The organism is Xanthomonas sp. WHRI 7945, assembly GCF_035026585.1.
This window is the reverse complement of record NZ_JAYIQP010000038.1, coordinates 1-17,623: the sequence shown is the minus strand read 5'-3', so window position 1 is coordinate 17,623 and position 17,623 is coordinate 1. Positions and strand designations below refer to the sequence as shown.

The 17,623-nt window shown below is 69.9% G+C and carries 16 protein-coding genes; 10 read left to right on the top strand and 6 right to left on the bottom strand.

All coding sequences use genetic code 11. From position 1 onward, the window contains the following. Positions 1-126: 126 nt before the first annotated feature. The gene (locus VDQ83_RS18305) at positions 127-1,155 is read right to left on the bottom strand and encodes a glycoside hydrolase family 43 protein (RefSeq protein ID WP_455435978.1); all 1,029 of its coding nucleotides are present in this window, start codon (positions 1,153-1,155) and stop codon (positions 127-129) included. 272 nt (positions 1,156-1,427) lie between these two features. Then, positions 1,428-2,459, bottom strand: coding sequence for an EF-P beta-lysylation protein EpmB (gene epmB / locus VDQ83_RS18300; protein WP_455435977.1), 1,032 nt, complete (start codon positions 2,457-2,459; stop codon positions 1,428-1,430). Between the two features lie 101 nt (positions 2,460-2,560). On the opposite strand from epmB, the gene efp reads away from it, so the two are divergent. The 7 genes from efp to VDQ83_RS18265 all read left to right on the top strand — a co-directional run bounded on the left by efp (position 2,561) and on the right by VDQ83_RS18265 (position 9,848). After that, positions 2,561-3,127 carry an elongation factor P gene (gene efp, locus VDQ83_RS18295; protein ID WP_263397942.1) on the top strand — a complete coding sequence of 189 codons (567 nt, stop codon included), beginning with the start codon at positions 2,561-2,563 and terminating at the stop codon, positions 3,125-3,127. Positions 3,128-3,279: 152 nt separating this feature from the next. After that, the gene (locus VDQ83_RS18290; protein ID WP_309914751.1) at positions 3,280-3,930 is read left to right on the top strand and encodes a TMEM175 family protein; all 651 of its coding nucleotides are present in this window, start codon (positions 3,280-3,282) and stop codon (positions 3,928-3,930) included. Positions 3,931-3,955: 25 nt separating this feature from the next. Further along, on the top strand, positions 3,956-5,290 hold the full coding sequence (locus VDQ83_RS18285; protein WP_455435976.1) for a TRZ/ATZ family hydrolase: 1,335 nt from the start codon (positions 3,956-3,958) through the stop codon (positions 5,288-5,290). Positions 5,291-5,345: 55 nt separating this feature from the next. Next, positions 5,346-6,065 carry a bifunctional 2-polyprenyl-6-hydroxyphenol methylase/3-demethylubiquinol 3-O-methyltransferase UbiG gene (gene ubiG / locus VDQ83_RS18280; RefSeq protein WP_455435975.1) on the top strand — a complete coding sequence of 240 codons (720 nt, stop codon included), beginning with the start codon at positions 5,346-5,348 and terminating at the stop codon, positions 6,063-6,065. 49 nt (positions 6,066-6,114) lie between these two features. Next, positions 6,115-6,852, top strand: coding sequence for a phosphoglycolate phosphatase (locus tag VDQ83_RS18275; RefSeq protein WP_455435974.1), 738 nt, complete (start codon positions 6,115-6,117; stop codon positions 6,850-6,852). 22 nt (positions 6,853-6,874) lie between these two features. Next, positions 6,875-7,576: a phytoene/squalene synthase family protein gene (locus VDQ83_RS18270; RefSeq protein WP_455435973.1), complete on the top strand. Its 702-nt coding sequence runs from the start codon at positions 6,875-6,877 to the stop codon at positions 7,574-7,576. 754 nt (positions 7,577-8,330) lie between these two features. Next, a complete protein-coding gene (locus VDQ83_RS18265) occupies positions 8,331-9,848 on the top strand; it encodes an FAD-dependent oxidoreductase (RefSeq protein ID WP_455435972.1) in 1,518 nt (505 codons plus the stop codon). Between the two features lie 114 nt (positions 9,849-9,962). On the opposite strand, the gene VDQ83_RS18260 is transcribed toward VDQ83_RS18265, so the two are convergent. From VDQ83_RS18260 to eat, 4 genes are all read right to left on the bottom strand, one after another. Continuing rightward, positions 9,963-10,463, bottom strand: a complete 501-nt coding sequence (locus VDQ83_RS18260; protein ID WP_263397949.1) for a MarR family winged helix-turn-helix transcriptional regulator — start codon at positions 10,461-10,463, stop codon at positions 9,963-9,965. A gap of 163 nt (positions 10,464-10,626) precedes the next feature. Beyond that, entirely contained in the window at positions 10,627-11,451 is an 825-nt protein-coding gene (eutC, locus tag VDQ83_RS18255) for an ethanolamine ammonia-lyase subunit EutC (RefSeq protein ID WP_455435971.1), read from the bottom strand. A 10-nt stretch (positions 11,452-11,461) separates the two neighbouring features. Continuing rightward, a complete protein-coding gene (locus tag VDQ83_RS18250) occupies positions 11,462-12,856 on the bottom strand; it encodes an ethanolamine ammonia-lyase subunit EutB (protein ID WP_455435970.1) in 1,395 nt (464 codons plus the stop codon). A 49-nt stretch (positions 12,857-12,905) separates the two neighbouring features. Beyond that, positions 12,906-14,273: an ethanolamine permease gene (gene eat / locus VDQ83_RS18245; RefSeq protein WP_455435969.1), complete on the bottom strand. Its 1,368-nt coding sequence runs from the start codon at positions 14,271-14,273 to the stop codon at positions 12,906-12,908. Positions 14,274-14,762: 489 nt separating this feature from the next. On the opposite strand from eat, the gene VDQ83_RS18240 reads away from it, so the two are divergent. The 3 genes from VDQ83_RS18240 to VDQ83_RS18230 are packed head-to-tail and all read left to right on the top strand — an operon-like array spanning position 14,763 to position 17,400. Next, positions 14,763-16,448 (top strand): sensor domain-containing diguanylate cyclase, encoded by a 1,686-nt coding sequence (locus tag VDQ83_RS18240; RefSeq protein ID WP_455435968.1) that lies wholly within the window; start codon positions 14,763-14,765, stop codon positions 16,446-16,448. After that, on the top strand, positions 16,445-17,152 hold the full coding sequence (locus VDQ83_RS18235; protein WP_455435967.1) for a hypothetical protein: 708 nt from the start codon (positions 16,445-16,447) through the stop codon (positions 17,150-17,152). The genes VDQ83_RS18240 and VDQ83_RS18235 overlap by 4 nt, the downstream gene beginning before the upstream one ends. Further along, the gene (locus VDQ83_RS18230; RefSeq protein ID WP_455435966.1) at positions 17,134-17,400 is read left to right on the top strand and encodes a hypothetical protein; all 267 of its coding nucleotides are present in this window, start codon (positions 17,134-17,136) and stop codon (positions 17,398-17,400) included. The genes VDQ83_RS18235 and VDQ83_RS18230 overlap by 19 nt, the downstream gene beginning before the upstream one ends. Positions 17,401-17,623: the final 223 nt, after the last annotated feature.

The window sequence follows — 17,623 nt, the reverse complement described above, 5'->3', positions numbered from 1 at the left end:
CTTCAGTCGCGACGGGCTTTACCGGTGAAGCCCGTCGCGACTGAAGTCGCTCCCACAAACGGCAGATAGCGGCGCGTGGCTAAAACGTCCTGGCGTCCTGGCAATCTGGTCAGCGGCGCCTTGGCCTCATCGCGCCACGTCGGGAACCGACACTCCGGCCTCGGTCTGCAGCACCGGCTGCATGGTCCCGTCCGGGTTGTAATGCAGGTATTCGACCGTCACCGCGCGCCGGCCGATCGCGCCATTCAAGTCGCCGATCGCCAGGGTCGCGTTGTGCAGGAACAGGTACCAGCGGTCCTTGAACTCCACGATGCCCGGGTGGATGGTGAAGCTGTACTTGCCCGAGCCGGTCAGTTCGCCGCGATACGTCCACGGCCCGGTGAGGGCGGGCGCGGTCGAATAGGACACGTGTTCGTCGCGCTGCGTGTCCCGGTCCAGCGAGGCGTAGGTGAGGTAGTACAGATCGCCGCGCTTGTGCAGCCACGGGCCTTCCTCGAAATGCGGCGGGGTGATCTCGCGGATCGGGCCGTCGATCTCGATCATGTTCGGCTTGAGCTTGGCCAGATAGCACTGGCGATTGCCCCAGGCGATCCAGGTGGTGCCGTCGTCGTCGGTCAGCACGGTGGGGTCGATGTCTTCCCAGCTGTGCGTGCCCTTGGGCGTCATCGCATTGGTGATCAGGGCCGAGCCGCGCGCATCCACGAACGGGCCGGTCGGCGTGTCCGCGACCGCGACCGCGATGGCCTTGCCCGGATGCGTGGCGTCGTGCTCCACCGCCGCGTAGAAATAGAACTTGCCGTGCTTCTCGATGGCCTGCGACGCCCACGCGTCCTGCTTGGCCCACTTGAAATCCTTGACGCGCATAACCGGGGCATGGGCGGTCCAGGTCTTCATGTCCTTGGTCGAATAGACCAGCCACTCGCGCATGGTGAACATCTCGTCGCGCTGCGCCTCGTCGTGGCCGACGTACAGATACAGCGTGTCGCCGACCACCAGCGGCGCAGGATCGGCGGTGAATTTGTCGCGGACGATCGGATTGGAGCCGGCGGCCGGTTTGGGCTCGGCCGCGACCGCGCCGGCTGCTGCCGCCGCAAGCAGCGCCAGGAGTCCGAAACGGCATTGCCGGTGGCGCCAGGTCATCGTCAAGACGTTCATCGAGGTCTCCTTTGGTAGCGCTAGCATCGCGATGCTAACTCACTGGGAGCCGGGACCGGGGACCGGGGACCGGGGACCAGGGACCAGGGACCCGGAACAGCGAGTTCCCGAGGCTGCAAGATTCCGAAAAAAGCCACGCGGATGGCGGCTTTTCTAATTTTGCATAGAGCTGCCAACGATGGCGTCGCGTTCGTCCTCAGCGCACGGCTTTGCTTTTCCGGGTCCCCGGTCCCTGGTCCCCGGTCCCGGCGCAGCCACCGCTGCGCCCGCGCCTACAGCGCGCGCTTGCCCGTATCGCCAGGAATCTCGCGCACCAGCTTCGGCACCAGATAGCCGGACAGCCGCGCGGCCAGAGCCTGATGCAGCGCGCGCGCGGTCGCGTCGTCCACTTCGAAATGGGCCACGCCCTCGACCCGGTCCAGCTGGTGCAGGTAGTACGGCAGCACGCCGGCGGCGAAGCTGCGCTCGCTCAAGGCGGCCAGCGCCTCGACGCTGTCGTTGACTCCGCGCAGCAGCACCGCCTGGTTCAGCAGTTGCGCGCCGGTACTGCGCAACTGCGCCAGCGCCGCATCGACCCCGGCGTCGAATTCGTTGGCATGGTTGGCATGGATCACGAACGCCAGCGGCCACGGCAACGCGCGCAGCCAGGCCAGCAGCGGCGCGTCGACGCGTTCGGGCAACACCACCGGCAGGCGGCTGTGGATGCGCAGCCGCTTGAGTTGCGGAATGGCCGCCAGCGCGTCGGTCAGCTCGGCCAGCTTGGGCGTGGCCAGCGACAGCGGGTCGCCGCCGGACAGAATCACCTCGTCGATGTCCGGGTCGGCGGCGATCGCCGCCACCGCCTCGCGCCAGCCGTCGCGCGCCGCGGTCTCCTCGGCATACGGGAAGTGGCGGCGGAAGCAATAGCGGCAGTGCACCGCGCAGCTGCCGGTGGCGACCAGCAGCGCGCGCCCGCGGTATTTCTGGATCACCCCGTCGGCCTTCTTGGCCGCGGCGTCGCCGACCGCATCCAACGCAAAACCCGGCACCCGGCGCAGTTCGGCGTCGATCGGCAGTACCTGGCGCAGCAGCGGATCGTGCGGGTCGCCATGGCGCATGCGCGCGACGAAGCCGCGCGGCACGCGCAGCGCGAACTGCGTCGCAGCCTGTTCGGAGACGCCGAGCGCCTGCGGATCCAGCCCCAGCAACGCCAGCAACTCGTGCGGGTCGCGCAGCGCATCGCGCCACAGCTGCTGCCAGCGCGGCGGGGCCAATACGGTGGGGGACGGGGACGGCTGCATCGGGCGGGGGGCTGCGGTTATCATATGCGGTCATAAAACGAGCGCCCGCCGGTTGCGGCGGGGCTTCCCATTCTATCCGGCCGGCCGCCGAACGCGGCGGGTTTGCCTTACCCGAGGAGTTTCAGATGGCCAGCTACGGCATGAACGACGTCAAGAACGGGATGAAGATCCTGGTCAACAGCGAGCCCGCGATCATCACCGATACCGAATATGTCAAGCCGGGCAAGGGCCAGGCCTTCACCCGCATCAAGTACCGCTTCATCAAGTCCGGGCGCGTGGTCGAACTGACCATGAAGGCGACCGACAGCCTGGAAGCGGCCGACGTGGTCGATACCAACATGCAATACCTGTACACCGATGGCGAGTACTGGCACTTCATGCAGCAGGAAACCTTCGAGCAGGTGCAGGCCGACAAGGCCGGCGTCGGCGAAGCGGCCAAGTGGATCAAGGGCGAGGAAGACTGCGTGGTGACGCTGTGGAACGGCACCCCGATCCAGGTCACCCCGCCGAACTTCGTCGAACTGAAGATCGTCGAGACCGACCCGGGCGTGCGCGGCGACACCTCCGGCGGCGGCGGCAAGCCGGCCACGCTGGAAACCGGCGCGGTGGTGCGGGTGCCGCTGTTCGTCGGCCAGGACGAAATCATCAAGGTCGATACCCGCTCGGGCGAGTACTTCTCGCGCGTCAAGTAAGCCGACCGCCTGCGCGGCCGGGCGGCGCTGCGCCGGCAGCGGCGGCGGCCGGCGTCGCACGGCCGCGTGCGTCGCCGTGCCGCCACGCATCTGCAATGCCGAATCGCCGCACCGCGATCGCGGCCGATCCGTTTCCAGGAAATCCCGCGACGATGAGCCACGCCGACAGCGCCGATGCCAAATACCCGCACGACCGGGTCGTGTTCTTCAGCGATGCGGTCTTTGCCATCGCCATCACCCTGCTGGCGGTGGAGATCAAGGTGCCGGGGCATGCCCAGGTCGAGGCCGCCGGTGGCATCCTGGCCGCGTTGCACGGGATGTTGCCGCTGTTCATCGGCTTCGCGGTGAGCTTCCTGGTCACTGCGCTGTTCTGGAAGTCGCACCTGCAGCTGTGCCGGCATATCCGCCAGTTCGACGACCGGCTGATCTGGCTCAACGTGCTGCAGCTGCTGCTGATCGGCCTGCTGCCGTTCTCAACTGCGCTGTATTCGGACTACTTCGGCAGCCACCAGGCGTTCGCGGTGTATTGCGCGCACCTGGCCGCGATCGGTGCGGCGGCCTTGCTGATGCACGCCTACGCGGTGCGCAAGGAGGGCCTGGTGCAGCGGCTGGGCGCGCTGCAGGCGCGGGCGATGACGCTGCGCGTGGCGATCGCGCCGGTGGTGTTCGCGCTGTGCATCCCGCTGGCGATGGTCGCACCGGTGCTGGGGCGGCTGGGCTTCGTGGCGGTGTTCGTGCTGCAGTGGGTGGTGATGCGCGTATACCGGCGGCGCATCCTTCTTCAGGCGGCCGCGGCGACTTGATTCTCCCTTTTCCAGAGCACTTGCGATGACCTCCATTCCCGAATCCTGCGACCTGCTGATCGAAGCCGGCTACGTGGTCCCGATCGAGCCGCATGCGGTGGTGCTGGAGGACCACGCGGTGGCGGTGCGCGGCAGCGAGATCGTCGCGGTGTTGCCGCGCGCCGAGGCGCACGCGCGCTTTTCCGCCGCGCGCACCGTGTCGCGCCCGGACGCGGCGCTGCTGCCGGGCCTGGTCAATGCGCACACCCACAACCCGATGACGCTGCTGCGCGGCATCGCCGACGACCTGCCGCTGATGGTGTGGCTGCAGCAGCACATCTGGCCGGTGGAGACCGCGGTGATCGGCCCGGAGTTCGTCGCCGACGGCACCGCGCTGGCGATCGCCGAGATGCTGCGTGGCGGCACCACCTGCGCCAACGAGAACTACTTCTTCGCCGACGTGCAGGCCGCGGTGTACAAGCAGCACGGCTTCCGCGCGCGGGTGGGCACGGTGATCATCGATTTCCCGACCGCCTGGGCCAAGACCTCCGACGAATACTTCGAACGCGCCTGCGAGGTGCACGACCAGTGGCGCGACGATCCGCTGATCGGCATCGCCTTCGCCCCGCACGCGCCATACACGGTCAACGACGCCAACTTCGAGCGGGTACGGATGCTGTCCGACCAGCTCGACGTGCCGGTGCACCTGCACACCCACGAGACCGCGCAGGAAATCGCCGACTCGCTCAAGCAGTACGGCCAGCGCCCGCTGGCGCGGCTGGACCGGCTCGGCCTGGTCAACGACCGCCTGATCGCGGTGCACATGACCCAGCTCACCGACGCGGAGATCCACCTGTGCGCCGAGCGCGGGGTCAGCGTGGTGCATTGTCCCGAATCCAACCTCAAGCTCGCCTCCGGCTTCTGCCCGGCCTGCGCGCTGCAGCGCGCGGGCGTGAATCTTGCGATCGGCACCGACGGCTGCGCCAGCAACAACGACCTGGACATGTTCAGCGAGAACCGCACCGCGGCGATCCTGGCCAAGGCGGTGGCCAACGACGCCACCGCGCTGGACGCGGCCAGCACGCTGCGCGCGGCCACGCTGGGCGGCGCGCGCGCGCTGGGCTTCGGCGAGAAGATCGGCTCGATCGAAGTCGGCAAGCAGGCCGACCTGATCTGCGTGGACCTGTCGGCGCTGGAGACCCAGCCGCTGCACAACGTGCTGTCGCAGCTGGTCTACGCGACCGGCCGGCAGCAGGTCAGCGACGTGTGGATCGCCGGCCAGCGCAAGCTGGAGCAGCGCGTGCTGGTGGACATGGACGTGGACGCGCTGGTCGCCAACGCGCGGCAATGGCGCGAGCGCATCCGCAGCGTGCACGCCTGATCCGCTCTACTGCCGTGCCGCGCTGCGCGCGCGGCCCAACCCCCGAGATGCCGCCATGACCGCTTCCGCTTCCAACACCTCCGCCAACTTCGACCAGGCCGAACTGGACAAGTTCGGTGCCCTGGCGACCCGCTGGTGGGACGCCGACGGCCCGCAGAAACCGCTGCACGCGCTGAACCCGGTGCGGCTGCGCTACGTCGCCGACCGGCTGCCGCTGCGCGGCGCCAGCGTGCTCGACGTGGGCTGCGGCGGCGGCCTGCTGAGCGAGGCGCTGGCCAAGGAGGGCGCGCAGGTCACCGCGATCGACCTGGCTCCGGAGCTGGTCAAGGTGGCGCGGCTGCACCAGCTCGAGTCCGGCGTGGAGGTCGACTATCGCGTGCAGTCGGTCGAGGACCTCGCCGCCGAGCGGCCGGGCAGCTTCGACGCGATCACCTGCATGGAGATGCTCGAGCACGTGCCCGATCCGGCGGCGATCGTGCGCGCCTGCGCGACCCTGCTCAAGCCCGGCGGCCATCTGTTCCTGTCCACGCTCAACCGCACCCCGGCCGCGTTCGCGCTGGCCATCGTCGGCGCCGAGTACGTGGCGCGGCTGCTGCCCACCGGCACCCACCGTTACCAGGACTTCATCAAGCCGGCCGAACTGGCCGCATGGCTACGCCAGGCCGACCTGCAACTGCACGACGTCAGCGGCATGGCCTACGAGCCGTGGCGCAACCGCGCGCGGCTGTCCACGCGCACCGAGGTGAACTATCTGGCGTGTGCGGTGAAGCCGTGATTGGGGATTCGGGATTCGGGATTGGCAACAGCATGCGTGCGTACGCGTGATGCCTTCCGATTCCCGAAGCCAGGATCGCGATGTCCAGCCGTCGCAGGCCGGGGCATCCCGGAATTTCCCGCGCGCGGTGCTGTTCGACCTGGACGGCACGCTGCTGGACAGCGCGCCGGATCTGCTGGCTGCGACCAATGCGCTGCGGGCCGAGCGCGGGCGTGATGCGCTGACCCTGGAACAGTTGCGTCCGGTGGTGTCCAAGGGTTCGCGCGCGATGCTGGGCGTGGCCTTTCCCGAGTTGCCGGCCGCCGCGCGCGATGCGCTGATCCCCGAGTTCCTGCGCCAGTACGAAACCCTGATCGGCCGGCATTCGCAGCCGTTCGACGGCATCGCGACGTTGCTGCAGCGGCTGGAAGATGCCGGCTGCGTGTGGGGCATCGTCACCAACAAGCCCGAATACCTGGCGCGGCTGATCCTGCCGCAGCTGGGCTGGGAACGGCGTTGCGCGGTGCTGATCGGCGGCGACACGCTGGCCGAGCGCAAGCCACATCCGCTGCCGCTGCAGGTCGCCGCACAGCGCCTGGACCTGGCGCCGGTGCAGGCCGCCTACGTCGGCGACGACGAGCGCGACATCATCGCCGCGCGCGCCGCCGGCATGGCCTCGGTGGCCGTGCTGTGGGGCTATCGCCTGGACGGCGAGGATCCGCTGGCCTGGCGCGCCGATGCGCTGGTCGCCGCGCCGTCCGACCTGTTCGATGCGAGCGCCTGGCCCGGCGCGCCGCAGCGTCCCTGACCTTCCGGAATCCCGTGATCGCATGAGCAGCACCTCCGCCCTGGATGCCTTCCTCGACAAATGGCGCAGCCGCTGGCCGGAATGGGCGGTGGCCGAAACGTTCGTGCCCGCGGCGCAGCGCGTGCGCGCCGTGGCGTGGTTCGCGCTGCTGCAGGAATTCGACGACATCCTCAACATCGCCGGCGATCCGCTGCCGGCCGATGCCAAGCTGGCCTGGTGGGGCGAGGAATTGCGCAGCTGGGCCGCGCAACGCTCGCGGCACCCGCTGGGGCGGGTGCTGGAGCCGGTGGCCGCGCCGTGGGCGCAGCTGGCCGAGGCCTTGCCGGGCCTGCTCGCCTCGCGCGCGGCCGCGGCCGATCCGGCGCACGCCTACGAGCGCCTGGAGGCGTTCGCGCTGGCCGCCGCGCAGGTCGAGCGTGCGGTGTTCGAGGGCGAACGCGATGCCGCGTCCGCGCTGGCCACGCAGGTCTTGGCGCAGCGGCTGGCCGCCGCCGGCATCGCCGCGGTGCCGCTGTCGCTGCGTGGCGGCGACGACGCCCAGGCGCAGCAGCGCTGGGCGCAGGCCTTGCTGCAGCGTTGGCCGCGACGCGTGGACGGGCCGCGGTCGCGGCGCATCGTGTCGGCGCTGGCGCGCGCGCGAATCGCGCAGCAGGCCCGTGGCGTCCGCAAGCCGCCGAGCCAGATGGCCTCGCTGTGGCGCGCGTGGTGGGCCGGCTTGGGCTGAGGCCAGGGCAGGGATCGAGCGGCGCTGCGGCGGAGCACGTGCCGTTCGGTGTCGCCACACGCGCTTGCCGCAGCCGATCGGTGGGAGTAAGTGCGGACGCTGCCGGCGAGTAGCAGCGCCAGCCTGCGCAGTGGATGCGCACAATCACGCGCATGACCGCGGGTTCGCCTGGCAACGGCCGCGGCGCAATCCCACAGGTCAATGAGGCTACGCCCGACCGGCCGTCATCGATGCGCGCATGGCATGGCAATCGCCGCCGTCGCGCGCCGGCCAGTGATGCCAGATACTGGCGTCTGCCTTGGGGCGGACGTGGCGATCGTCTGCGCCCTGCGCCGGGGCAGCAAGTCCATGCCGCAGGCAGGTAGTGCGCCCGGCGACACGGCGGCGCCATGCCGAGGCGGAAATGAGCGGCATGCCAGCAGCTGCGGATAACGCCGTTGGCGTCTGCAACCCGATCCGGGCCCGTGCAGGGCCGTGCACGCTTTCATGCGGCGTCGTCGGTCCTTCCATATTCGACCGGGCAGGTTGACTGGAGTCAGCTGTTGCTCCGAATATAAGTGCAATTTGCACATGTATGCCTTTGGTGCCATCATGCACGCGAGGCAGCTTTCGCTGCCGTAGAGATCGGGTGGATCGAGAAATATAGCGACGTTCCGGCGCATTTGGCTCTATCCGAATCAATCCAATAACGTGCTTTTTGCACTGAATATGCCGTTACGCACCAAATCACGGCGGCCACCGCAAGGACATTGCAATGACCCAGAACTTCGCAAGCGACATCCTGATCGTGGGCGCCGGCGTCGCCGGCCTGACCCTGGCCTTGGACCTGGCCCGCCGCAACCTGCCGTTCCGGCTGATCGACAAGCTGGACGGGCCGTTCCGCGGTTCGCGCGGCAAGGGCATCCAGCCGCGCAGCCAGGAGGTGTTCGAGGACCTGGGCATCGTCGATCGCCTGGTGGCGGCCGGTGGCGTCTATCCGCCGCAGCGCAGCTACCGCGAGGACGGCAGCTACCGCGAATCCGCGCTGGCGGACCAGCACGGGCCCACTCCCGCCGAGCCGTATCGAATTCCGCTGATGGTGCCGCAGTTCCTGACCGAAGCGGTGATGCGCGAGCGCCTGGCCGAACTCGGCAGGCGGCCTGAATTCGGCTGCGAACTCATCGGCTTCGCCCAGGATGCGGACGGCGTGACCGCGCAGCTGCGCAGCGCACAGGGCGAGGAAACGGTGCGCGTGCGCTACCTGGTCGGCGCCGACGGCGGCCGCAGCTTCGTGCGGCGTGCGCTGGGCATCGGCTTCGAAGGCAAGACCCTCGGCGTGCGCGCCGTCGTCGCCGACCTGATGCTGCACGGTCTGGACCGGCACGCGTGGCACCGCTTCAACGAGGACTCGATGCAGACGCAGCTGTCGCTGTGCCCGCTGATGGGCACGCCGCTGTTCCAGCTACAGGCGCCAGTCCCGCTGGAAGGCGAGGTCGATCTCAGCGCGCAGGGGCTGAGCGGGATGATCGCCAGCCGCAGCGGCCGCGGCGATATCGTCGTCGATTCGGTCAGCTGGGCATCGGCGTTCAACATGCAGGCGCGGTTGGCGGAGCGTTACCGCGATCGGCGCGTGCTGCTCGCCGGCGACGCCGCCCACGCCCATCCGCCGACGGGCGGACAGGGCCTGAACACCAGCGTCCAGGACGCCTACAACCTCGGCTGGAAGCTCGCCGCGGTGCTCGGCGGCGCGTCACAGGCGCTGCTGGACAGCTACGAAGAAGAACGCCGCCCGGTCGCGGCGCAGATGCTGGGCCTGGCGACCAGACTGCTGGAGGCGTCGGCGAGCGGCCCGGTGCGGCGCGGTCGCGAGGTGCAGCAGCTCGATATCGGTTACCGCGGGTCGTCGCTGACGCTGGAGCGGCCGGCGCGCGATGGCGGCATCCGCGCCGGCGACCGCGCAGCGGACGCACCGTGTCGCGGCGCGGGTGGGCAATCGCGGCGTTTGTTCGAGCTGTTCCAGGGGGCGCATTGGACACTGCTCGGCTACCACGTCGACCGTGATGCGTGGGCGCCGCCCGCGCGCGCCGGCCTGCATGTCCATCGGGTGGGGCCGGACGCCGACATCGCCGACGATGCCGGGCACCTCCGCGCCGCGTATGGGGTGGCAGCCGGCGACTGGGTGCTGGTGCGCCCCGACGGCCATGTCGGCGCCATCGTCTCGGCGCACGAGGCTGCGGCGCTGGAGGCGTATCTCGGCGCGGTGGGTCTGGAGGCGTACGCGCACGCGGCTTGATCGCTGTCGGCGCCGCCCGCAGGCGAGGGCGGCGTTCAAGCGCCAGTCGCAGGCGATGCGGACGATCGTGGCGGCACCGGCGGCGATCTGTGCCGGCCACCACTGGCGTTGGCGCTACGCCGAAACGCGCGTGCGGGCGATAGTGCCTTCCCACAACAGCGCGCTGTCGGCCAGCCGCCGCAGCAGCAGCGTCAGCCGCTGTACGTCCTGCTCGCTCCAGTCGGCGAGCATCGCGCTGACGATGCGCTTGCGTGCCGCGTCGATCGCATCGACCATCTCCCGGCCCTTGCCGGTGACCAAGGCCTCGTTGACGCGCGCGTCGGTCTGCGCCGCGCGCCGGGTGACCAGCTTGAGCTTCTGCAGCTTCGCCACCTGGCGGCTGACGGTGGTGTAGTCGCGTCCAAAGCGCTCGGCCAGCTCGACCACGCCGATCGGGCCGAAGCGGGCGATGCCCACCAGCAGCGGGAACAGCGTGCTGTCCAGGGAAATGCCGGCTTCTTCGACCATCGCCGCATCGCCCTGCGGCCGGTTGATCACGCCGACCAGGTCGATCAGCGCGCCATGCAGCATCTGGATCTCGAGGTCGATGGGGGGCGTGGCGGCTTTCTTCGGCACTGGCACGGACTCTTGCGGAATGGGTGCAATATACATGCAGTGCGCGGGCGCGATGTCCGCCGGATCCTTGCGAGGTGTCGCTCACTGCTGCGGCACCGGTGATGCGCACCGGCACTGCGCAGATGCCGCAGCGGGCGATCTCAGTGCGAGCGTGGCGCGCGGGCTAGCGCGGCAGCAGAAAATTCGCCGTTGCCGGCGGCGCATCGCCGTCGTGGCCCAGCGCCGTGCCCTGCGCCTCGTCCTTCAATTGCACGCCGGACAGCTGGCGCCGGCAGGCCTCGTGCATCAGATACGCCAGCTTGTGTGCGGCCTGCGCATAGCTCAGGCCTTCGCCGCGGATATTGGAGATGCAGTTGCGGCAGGCATCGGTGAGGCCGATGCGCGGGGCGTAGGTGAAATACGCGCCCAGGCTGTCGGGCGAACTCAGTCCGGGACGTTCGCCGATCAGCATCAGCGTCATGCGCACGCCGAGGAGCTCGCCGATCTGGTCGCCGATCGCCACGCGCCCTTGTTCGACCAGCGTCGCCGGCGCCAGCGACCAGCCTTCGGCGGCGGCCAGCGCGTCGATGCGCTCGAGCATCGGCAGAGCGTGCCGGTGCACCGCCAGCGCCGACAGGCCGTCGGCGACGATCACTGCCAGGTCGGCAGGTGCGCGCTGCAGCGCCGCGTGGCCGCGCAGCTGGTCGGTCGATTCCTCGCTCAGCCGGCGGCCCAGGTCCGGGCGCTGCAGGTAGACGTGGCGATCGCCGGCGGCGCTGTGCAGCAACAGCGGCTCGCGGCCGCGCCGTGCCAGTTCCGCGCGCAGCGCCGCGTGATCGAAGCGCAGGTGCACCGCGTCGCGCGCCTGCGCATGGGCGAACTGGAAATCCAGCTGCGCGGCGGTCGGCAGGCTGGTGCCGGCGCGGCCGAGCGCGATGCGCGCCGGCGTCAGCCGGCGCAACGCGTGCCAGGGATCGGCGCGGGCGGGACGGTCGCTGTCGTCGTGCATAAGCCTTCCCTCAGTCCAGCTGCGCCAGCGCGCGCTGGAACGCCGGCGGCGGCGCATCGCCGAGCCGGAAGCGGCCATGCTCCAGGCGCAAGATGTCCAGCCGTTCCAGCCAGGCCTCGAATTCCGGCGCCGGGCGCAGCCCGAGCACCTGGCGCGCGTACAGCGCATCGTGAAACGAGGTGGTCTGGTAGTTGAGCATCACGTCGTCGGAGCCGGGGATGCCCATGATGAAGTTGATGCCGGCGGCACCGAGCAGGGTCAGCAGCACGTCCATGTCGTCCTGGTCGGCCTCGGCATGGTTGGTGTAGCAGATGTCGCAGCCCATCGGCACGCCGAGCAGCTTGCCGCAGAAGTGATCCTCCAGCCCGGCGCGGATGATCTGCTTGCCGTCGTACAGGTATTCGGGGCCGATGAAGCCGACCACGGTGTTGACCAGCAGCGGCTTGAACCGCCGCGCCACCGCGTAGGCGCGCGCCTCACAGGTCTGCTGGTCCACGCCGTGGTGCGCGTCGGCCGACAGCGCGCTGCCCTGGCCGGTCTCGAAATACATCACGTTGTCGCCGACGCTGCCGCGCTTGAGGCTGAGTCCGGCCTCGTAGCCTTGCTGCAGCAGCGCCAGGTCGATGCCGAAGCCGGCATTGGCCTTCTGCGTGCCGGCGATGGACTGGAACACCAGGTCCAGCGGCACTCCGCGTTCGATGACCTCGATGGCGGTGGTGACGTGGGTGAGCACGCAGGCCTGGGTCGGGATCTCGTAGCCGGCGATCACCGCGTCGAGCATCTTCAGCAACTCGCAGATGGTCCGGGTGTTGTCGCTGGCCGGATTGATCCCGATCACCGCGTCGCCGTTGGCGTACAGCAGCCCGTCGAGCACGCTGGCGGCGATGCCGGCCGGATCGTCGGTGGGGTGGTTGGGCTGCAGCCGCGTCGACAAGCGCCCGCGCAGCCCCAGCGTGTTGCGGAACGCGGTGACCACTCGGATCTTCTGCGCGACCAGCACCAGGTCCTGGATCCGCATCAGCTTGCAGACCGCCGCGGCCATCTCCGGGGTCAACCCCGGCGCCAGCGCGGCCAGCGCCGCCTCGTCGGCCGCCTCGCCGAGCAGCCAGTCGCGGAAGCCGCCCACGGTCAGGTGCGCCACCGGCGCGAACGCGGCCGCGTCGTGGCTGTCCACGATCAGCCGGGTCACCTCGTCGTCTTCGTAGGGAATCACCGCCTCGTGCAGGAAGTGCCGCAGCGGCAGGTCGGCCAGCGCCATCTGCGCGGCGACCCGCTGCGGCTCGCTGGCCGCGGCCAGCCCGGCCAGGCGATCGCCCGATCGCGCCGGCGTGGCCTTGGCCAGCAGGTCCTTGAGATCGTCGAAGCGCCAGGTCTGGCCGCCGACGCTGTGTGCGAAACCGCTCATGCCGGATCCTCCTGCAGGCGCCCGCGCGCGGCGGGCGCCATGTGCTCGATCATGCCTCGCCGGTGGCCTCGGCGGCGATGACGCCGCCGCTGCGGCGCAGGCTCAGCGCGCAGCAGCCCGCACCAAGCAGCATCAGGCCCAGGAACACCAGCGCCAGCAGCGCGTTGAACCAGACCATCGCCGCCAGGCACACCAGCGCCAGCAGCAGCGCCACGGCGGGCACCAGCGGATAGCCCGGCGCGCGGTAGCTGCGTTGCAACTGCGGCTCGGCGCGGCGCAGCTTGAACAGGCTGAGCATGCTCATGATGTACATGACGATCGCGCCGAACACCGACATGGTGATCATCGCCGCAGTCAGCGACATGCCCTGCACCTGCACCAGCCCGTCGCTGTAGATCGCCGCCACCCCGACCACGCCGCCGGCCAGGATTGCGCGGTGCGGGGTGCGGAAGCGCGACAGCTTGGCCAGGCCGTGCGGCAGGAAGCCGGCGCGCGCCAGCGCGAAGAACTGGCGCGAATAGCCCAGGATGATGCCGTGGAAGCTGGCCACCAGGCCGAACAGGCCGATCCACACCAGCATGTGCAGCCAGGTCGAGTCGTTGCCGACCACCGCCTTCATCGCCTGCGGCAGCGGATCGTTGATGTTGGACAGCGTGCGCCAGTCGCCGACGCCGCCGGCCATGATCATCACCCCGAACGCCAGCGTCACCAGGGTCAGGATGCCGGCGATGTAGGCGCGCGGAATGGTGCGTCTGGGGTCCTTGGCCTCTTCGGCGGCCATCGCCGCGCCTTCGATCGCCAGAAAGAACCAGATCGCGAACGGGATCGCGGCGAAGATGCCGCCGATCGCCGCCAGGCTGAAGCTGTCCGACCCCGCCCAGCCGCCGCGCGCGAAGTTGGCCACGCTGAAGCCCGGCGCGACCACCCCCATGAACACCAGCAGCTCGATCACCGCCAGCACGGTGACGATCAATTCGAAGGTGGCGGCGATGCCGACGCCGAGGATGTTCAAGGTCATGAAGATGGCATAGGCGCCGACCGCGGCCAGGCGCGGGTCCAGCGTCGGGAACTGCACGTTGAGGTAGGCGCCGATCGCCATCGCGATCGCCGGCGGCGCGAACACGAACTCGATCAGCGTGGCGATGCCGGCGATCATCCCGCCGGCGGTGCCGAACGCGCGCAGGCTGTAGGCGAACGGACCGCCGGCGTTGGGAATGGCGGTGGTCAGTTCGGTGAAGCTGAAGATGAAACAGGTGTACATCACCGCCACCAGCACCGTGGTGACCAGGAAGCCGAGCGTGCCGGCGGCGCCCCAGCCATAGCTCCAGCCGAAGTATTCGCCGGAGATCACCAGGCCCACGGCGATGCCCCACAGGTGCAGGGTGCCGAGGGTGGGTTTGAGCTTTTCGATCGTCATGCGCACATCTCCTGGACGGGGGGAGGGAGAGCGAACGCCGCGGCGAGATCCGCCGTGGGATTTGCGATTGCGCATTGCGCGCAGTTGCGGGCGCCGGGCCACGGCTGCAGGCTGGCCGCCCAACGGTTATACCGCAAAGCAGCATGGCGCCGCGCCTGGCCCGCGGCCGCATTTGGATACGATCGATGGTGGTGGCTGCGCTATGCTCGGCGCAGAGGTCAGGGGGCCGTCAGTCCGGTGGGGACGGGCTACGCCGTGTTCGGCGCGGACGGGACGAGGAAGATCGAGTGGATTCATGCCGATGAGCGGGCGCGTGTCGCCGCCGTACCGGGCGGGCGCAAGCGCGTCCGGCCGGTTCGTCGTGTTCGGTGCCCAGGCGCCTGCGCGCCATCGACAGGCGGCGCGCGAGCCGTGGCGCCAGGCGCGCAGTTGGACGCCGGGTACGCAGCGTGGCCCAGCCCCGGCGCGCCGACAGGCCATGATCGACGTATGACGCGCACGTGCCGTTGGTCGCGCTGGCTGCTGTTGCTGTGCGTGTGCGCGGCCGACGCCGCGCTCGCGCAGCGCGTGCACTTGCAACGCCTGCCCGCCGATCCGCCGGCCGCGGAGGTGGTGGCGGGCGCACACCTGGCGCAACTGCAGGACGACCTGCATGGCAGCACCTTGTACGAACCGCTGAAGACGCCGACCTGGTGGCGGGTGCGCGCCGATCGCGCGATCGGCGCCGACGGCGATTCGCAACTGGTGCTGCAGGCGCCGTACCTGACCCGGGTGGAAGCCTGGGTGCCGGGCCAGGCCGCGCCGACCCGGCATGCGCTGTACGGCGCCGACGCCGACCTCGGCTATTCGACCCGCGCGCTGGTCATCGCGCTGCCGCATGGCCTGCCGCAAGGCGCCTCGGTCTGGCTGCGGGTGCAGGCGCCGGCGGCGGTCCCGATGCCGGTGTCGATCGCGCCGCTGGCGCAGGTGCATCGCGACGATCTGCACTACGTCGGCTGGCGCGCCTTCATCATCGGCTCGACCGCGGTGCTGGCGATCCTGGCCATCGCGTTGTGGGCGCGCCTGCGCGAGCGGGTCTACGGCTATTTCACCGCCAACGTCCTGTGCGTGCTGCTGTACCTGCTCGGCATCGGCGGCGAAGCGCGGGCGGTGCCGGGCCTGGACGTCCTGTTCGCTTCTTCGCCGGCGCCGATACGGATCGTGGCGGCGCTCGGCGGCTTCTTCATCATCAACTTCCAGCGCCGGCAACTGGAAATGCACCGGCATCTGCCGCGGCTGGACCGGGTGCTGCAAGCCTGCGCGACCGTTCTGCTGTGCATCGCCGTGGCCTGCCTGGTGTCGACGGCGTCCTGGCTGAGCCTGCTGGGCAACCTGGCGCTGATCCTCGGCGCCATGTTGCTGCTGCCGTGCTCGCTGCTGCTGGCCTTGCGCGGGCAGCGCTACGCCTGGCACCTGCTGGCGTCGTGGGCGCCGCTGCTGACGTTCTGCGTGCTGCGCTGCCTGGAACTGAGCGGCTGGCTGCGCCTGGACCAGGCCACGCCGTGGGTGGCGCACGGGATCAGCCTGGCGCTGGCCAGTTCGTGCCTGCTGGTGACGATCGGCCTGGCCGAGCAGATGCTGGAGCTGCGCCGCGATCGCGACCGGGTGAGCCGGCTGGCGACGGTGGACGGCCTCACCGGCATGCTGACCCGCGCGGCCACGCAGCAGCGCCTGGCGCAGGCGATGCTGGACGCCACGGCCGCCGCGCAGCCGCTGGCCGTGGCCTATATCGACATCGACCACTTCAAGCGCATCAACGACGTACACGGCCACGCCGCCGGCGACGACTGCCTGCGCTGGGTCGCCGCCTGCGCCCGTGCGCGCCTGCGCAGCACCGACACGCTCGGCCGCCAGGGCGGCGACGAGATGCTGGTGCTGATGCCGGGCGCCACGCTTGCCGCGGCGCGACGCGTGGCCGAGGACATCTGCAGGCATCTGCACGAACAGCCCCTGCAGCGCGACGGGCAGACGCTGTCATGCACGCTGAGCGTCGGCGTGGCCCAATGGCGGCCAGGCGAAAGCATCGAGTCGCTGTTGCAGCGCGCCGACGCCGCGCTCTACGCCAGCAAGGCCGCCGGCCGCAACCGGGTCAGCGTTTCCGCGATCACGTCCACCCACCAGGAGTCTCCGCCATGAGCGCACGTCCCGCCGTCTCCGCACTCGATCCCGCGCAACTGCGCGTCGCCGACATCCTGCTGCAACTGGGTCGCGGCCCGGTCTCGGAACTGATCGCCTGGTGCGGCGACAGCATCTACAGCCATGCCGCGATCGTGGTCGACCAGGACCAGTTGATCGAAGCGGCGGCCGACGGCGTGCGCCGCTATCCGCTGCAGCAGCGGCTGGCCGATACCGGCAACTATCTGCTGATCGATGCCTACCGCCCGCTGAGCTACGCCGGCATCGCGCTCGAGGACGCCGATCGCGCCAGCGTGCTGGCCAAGGCGCAGTCCTTGCTCGGCGTCCCGTATCCGCTGGACAGCCTGGCCACGCTGGGCGTGCTGGTGGCGATTCGCGGCAAGTGGCCGCAACACTGGCTGGCGCGGATCGTGGTGCGCGAGGCGCTGGACCATCTGGTCCGCGACAACCCCTCGCACATGGTGTGCAGCGAAGTGGTGTATCGCGCCCTGGCCGAATGCGACGCACAGCCGAGCGGGCGGCTGGCGCCGCAGATCGTGCTCAGCGGGCCGACCCACCTGCCGTTCCCGGACATGGACTGGAAGGCGCTGTGGGAGGAGGTCTGGCAGTTGCTGCACCCCAAGCGGAGCAGGCGCTCGGCGACGTGGCGCAGCGCCTGGCCGCGGTGGAGGGGGCGCCGGCGGGCATGCTGGCGTCGTCACTGACCACGGTCGGCGACGACGAACTGGCCGCACGCGCCAATGCGGTCCGCGCCGGGCTGGGCCTGGACCCGCTGCCGATCACCACGCAGGCGCAGGACGACGGCTCGCTGCTGCTGGAGGCCGCCGCCGACGCCACGCCGACGCCGCTGCCGCATCCCAATCCCAAGCTGGTGATGCCGCTGGATCTGGCCAACAGCCCGTCGCACGTGGTGCTGGGCCGGCTGCTGCAGGCGGAGGATGCGCCGGCGTAGCTTCTAGGTGGGGATGCGGGAAACTGCGTCAGCTGTGACTGCTGTGATAGCTGCTACGGTTGTGGCGGCTGCGGCAGTGCGTTGGCGGATAGTGCCTGTCGCGGCTGAAGCCGCTCCTACAAGGAGCACGGGTACTTGCCATGTGCACTGTAGATACCGTCTTCCCGTCTAACAGGCAATGGCCTTTTGAGGATCGAAGGGCGTGTTTGATTTGAGGACGCCG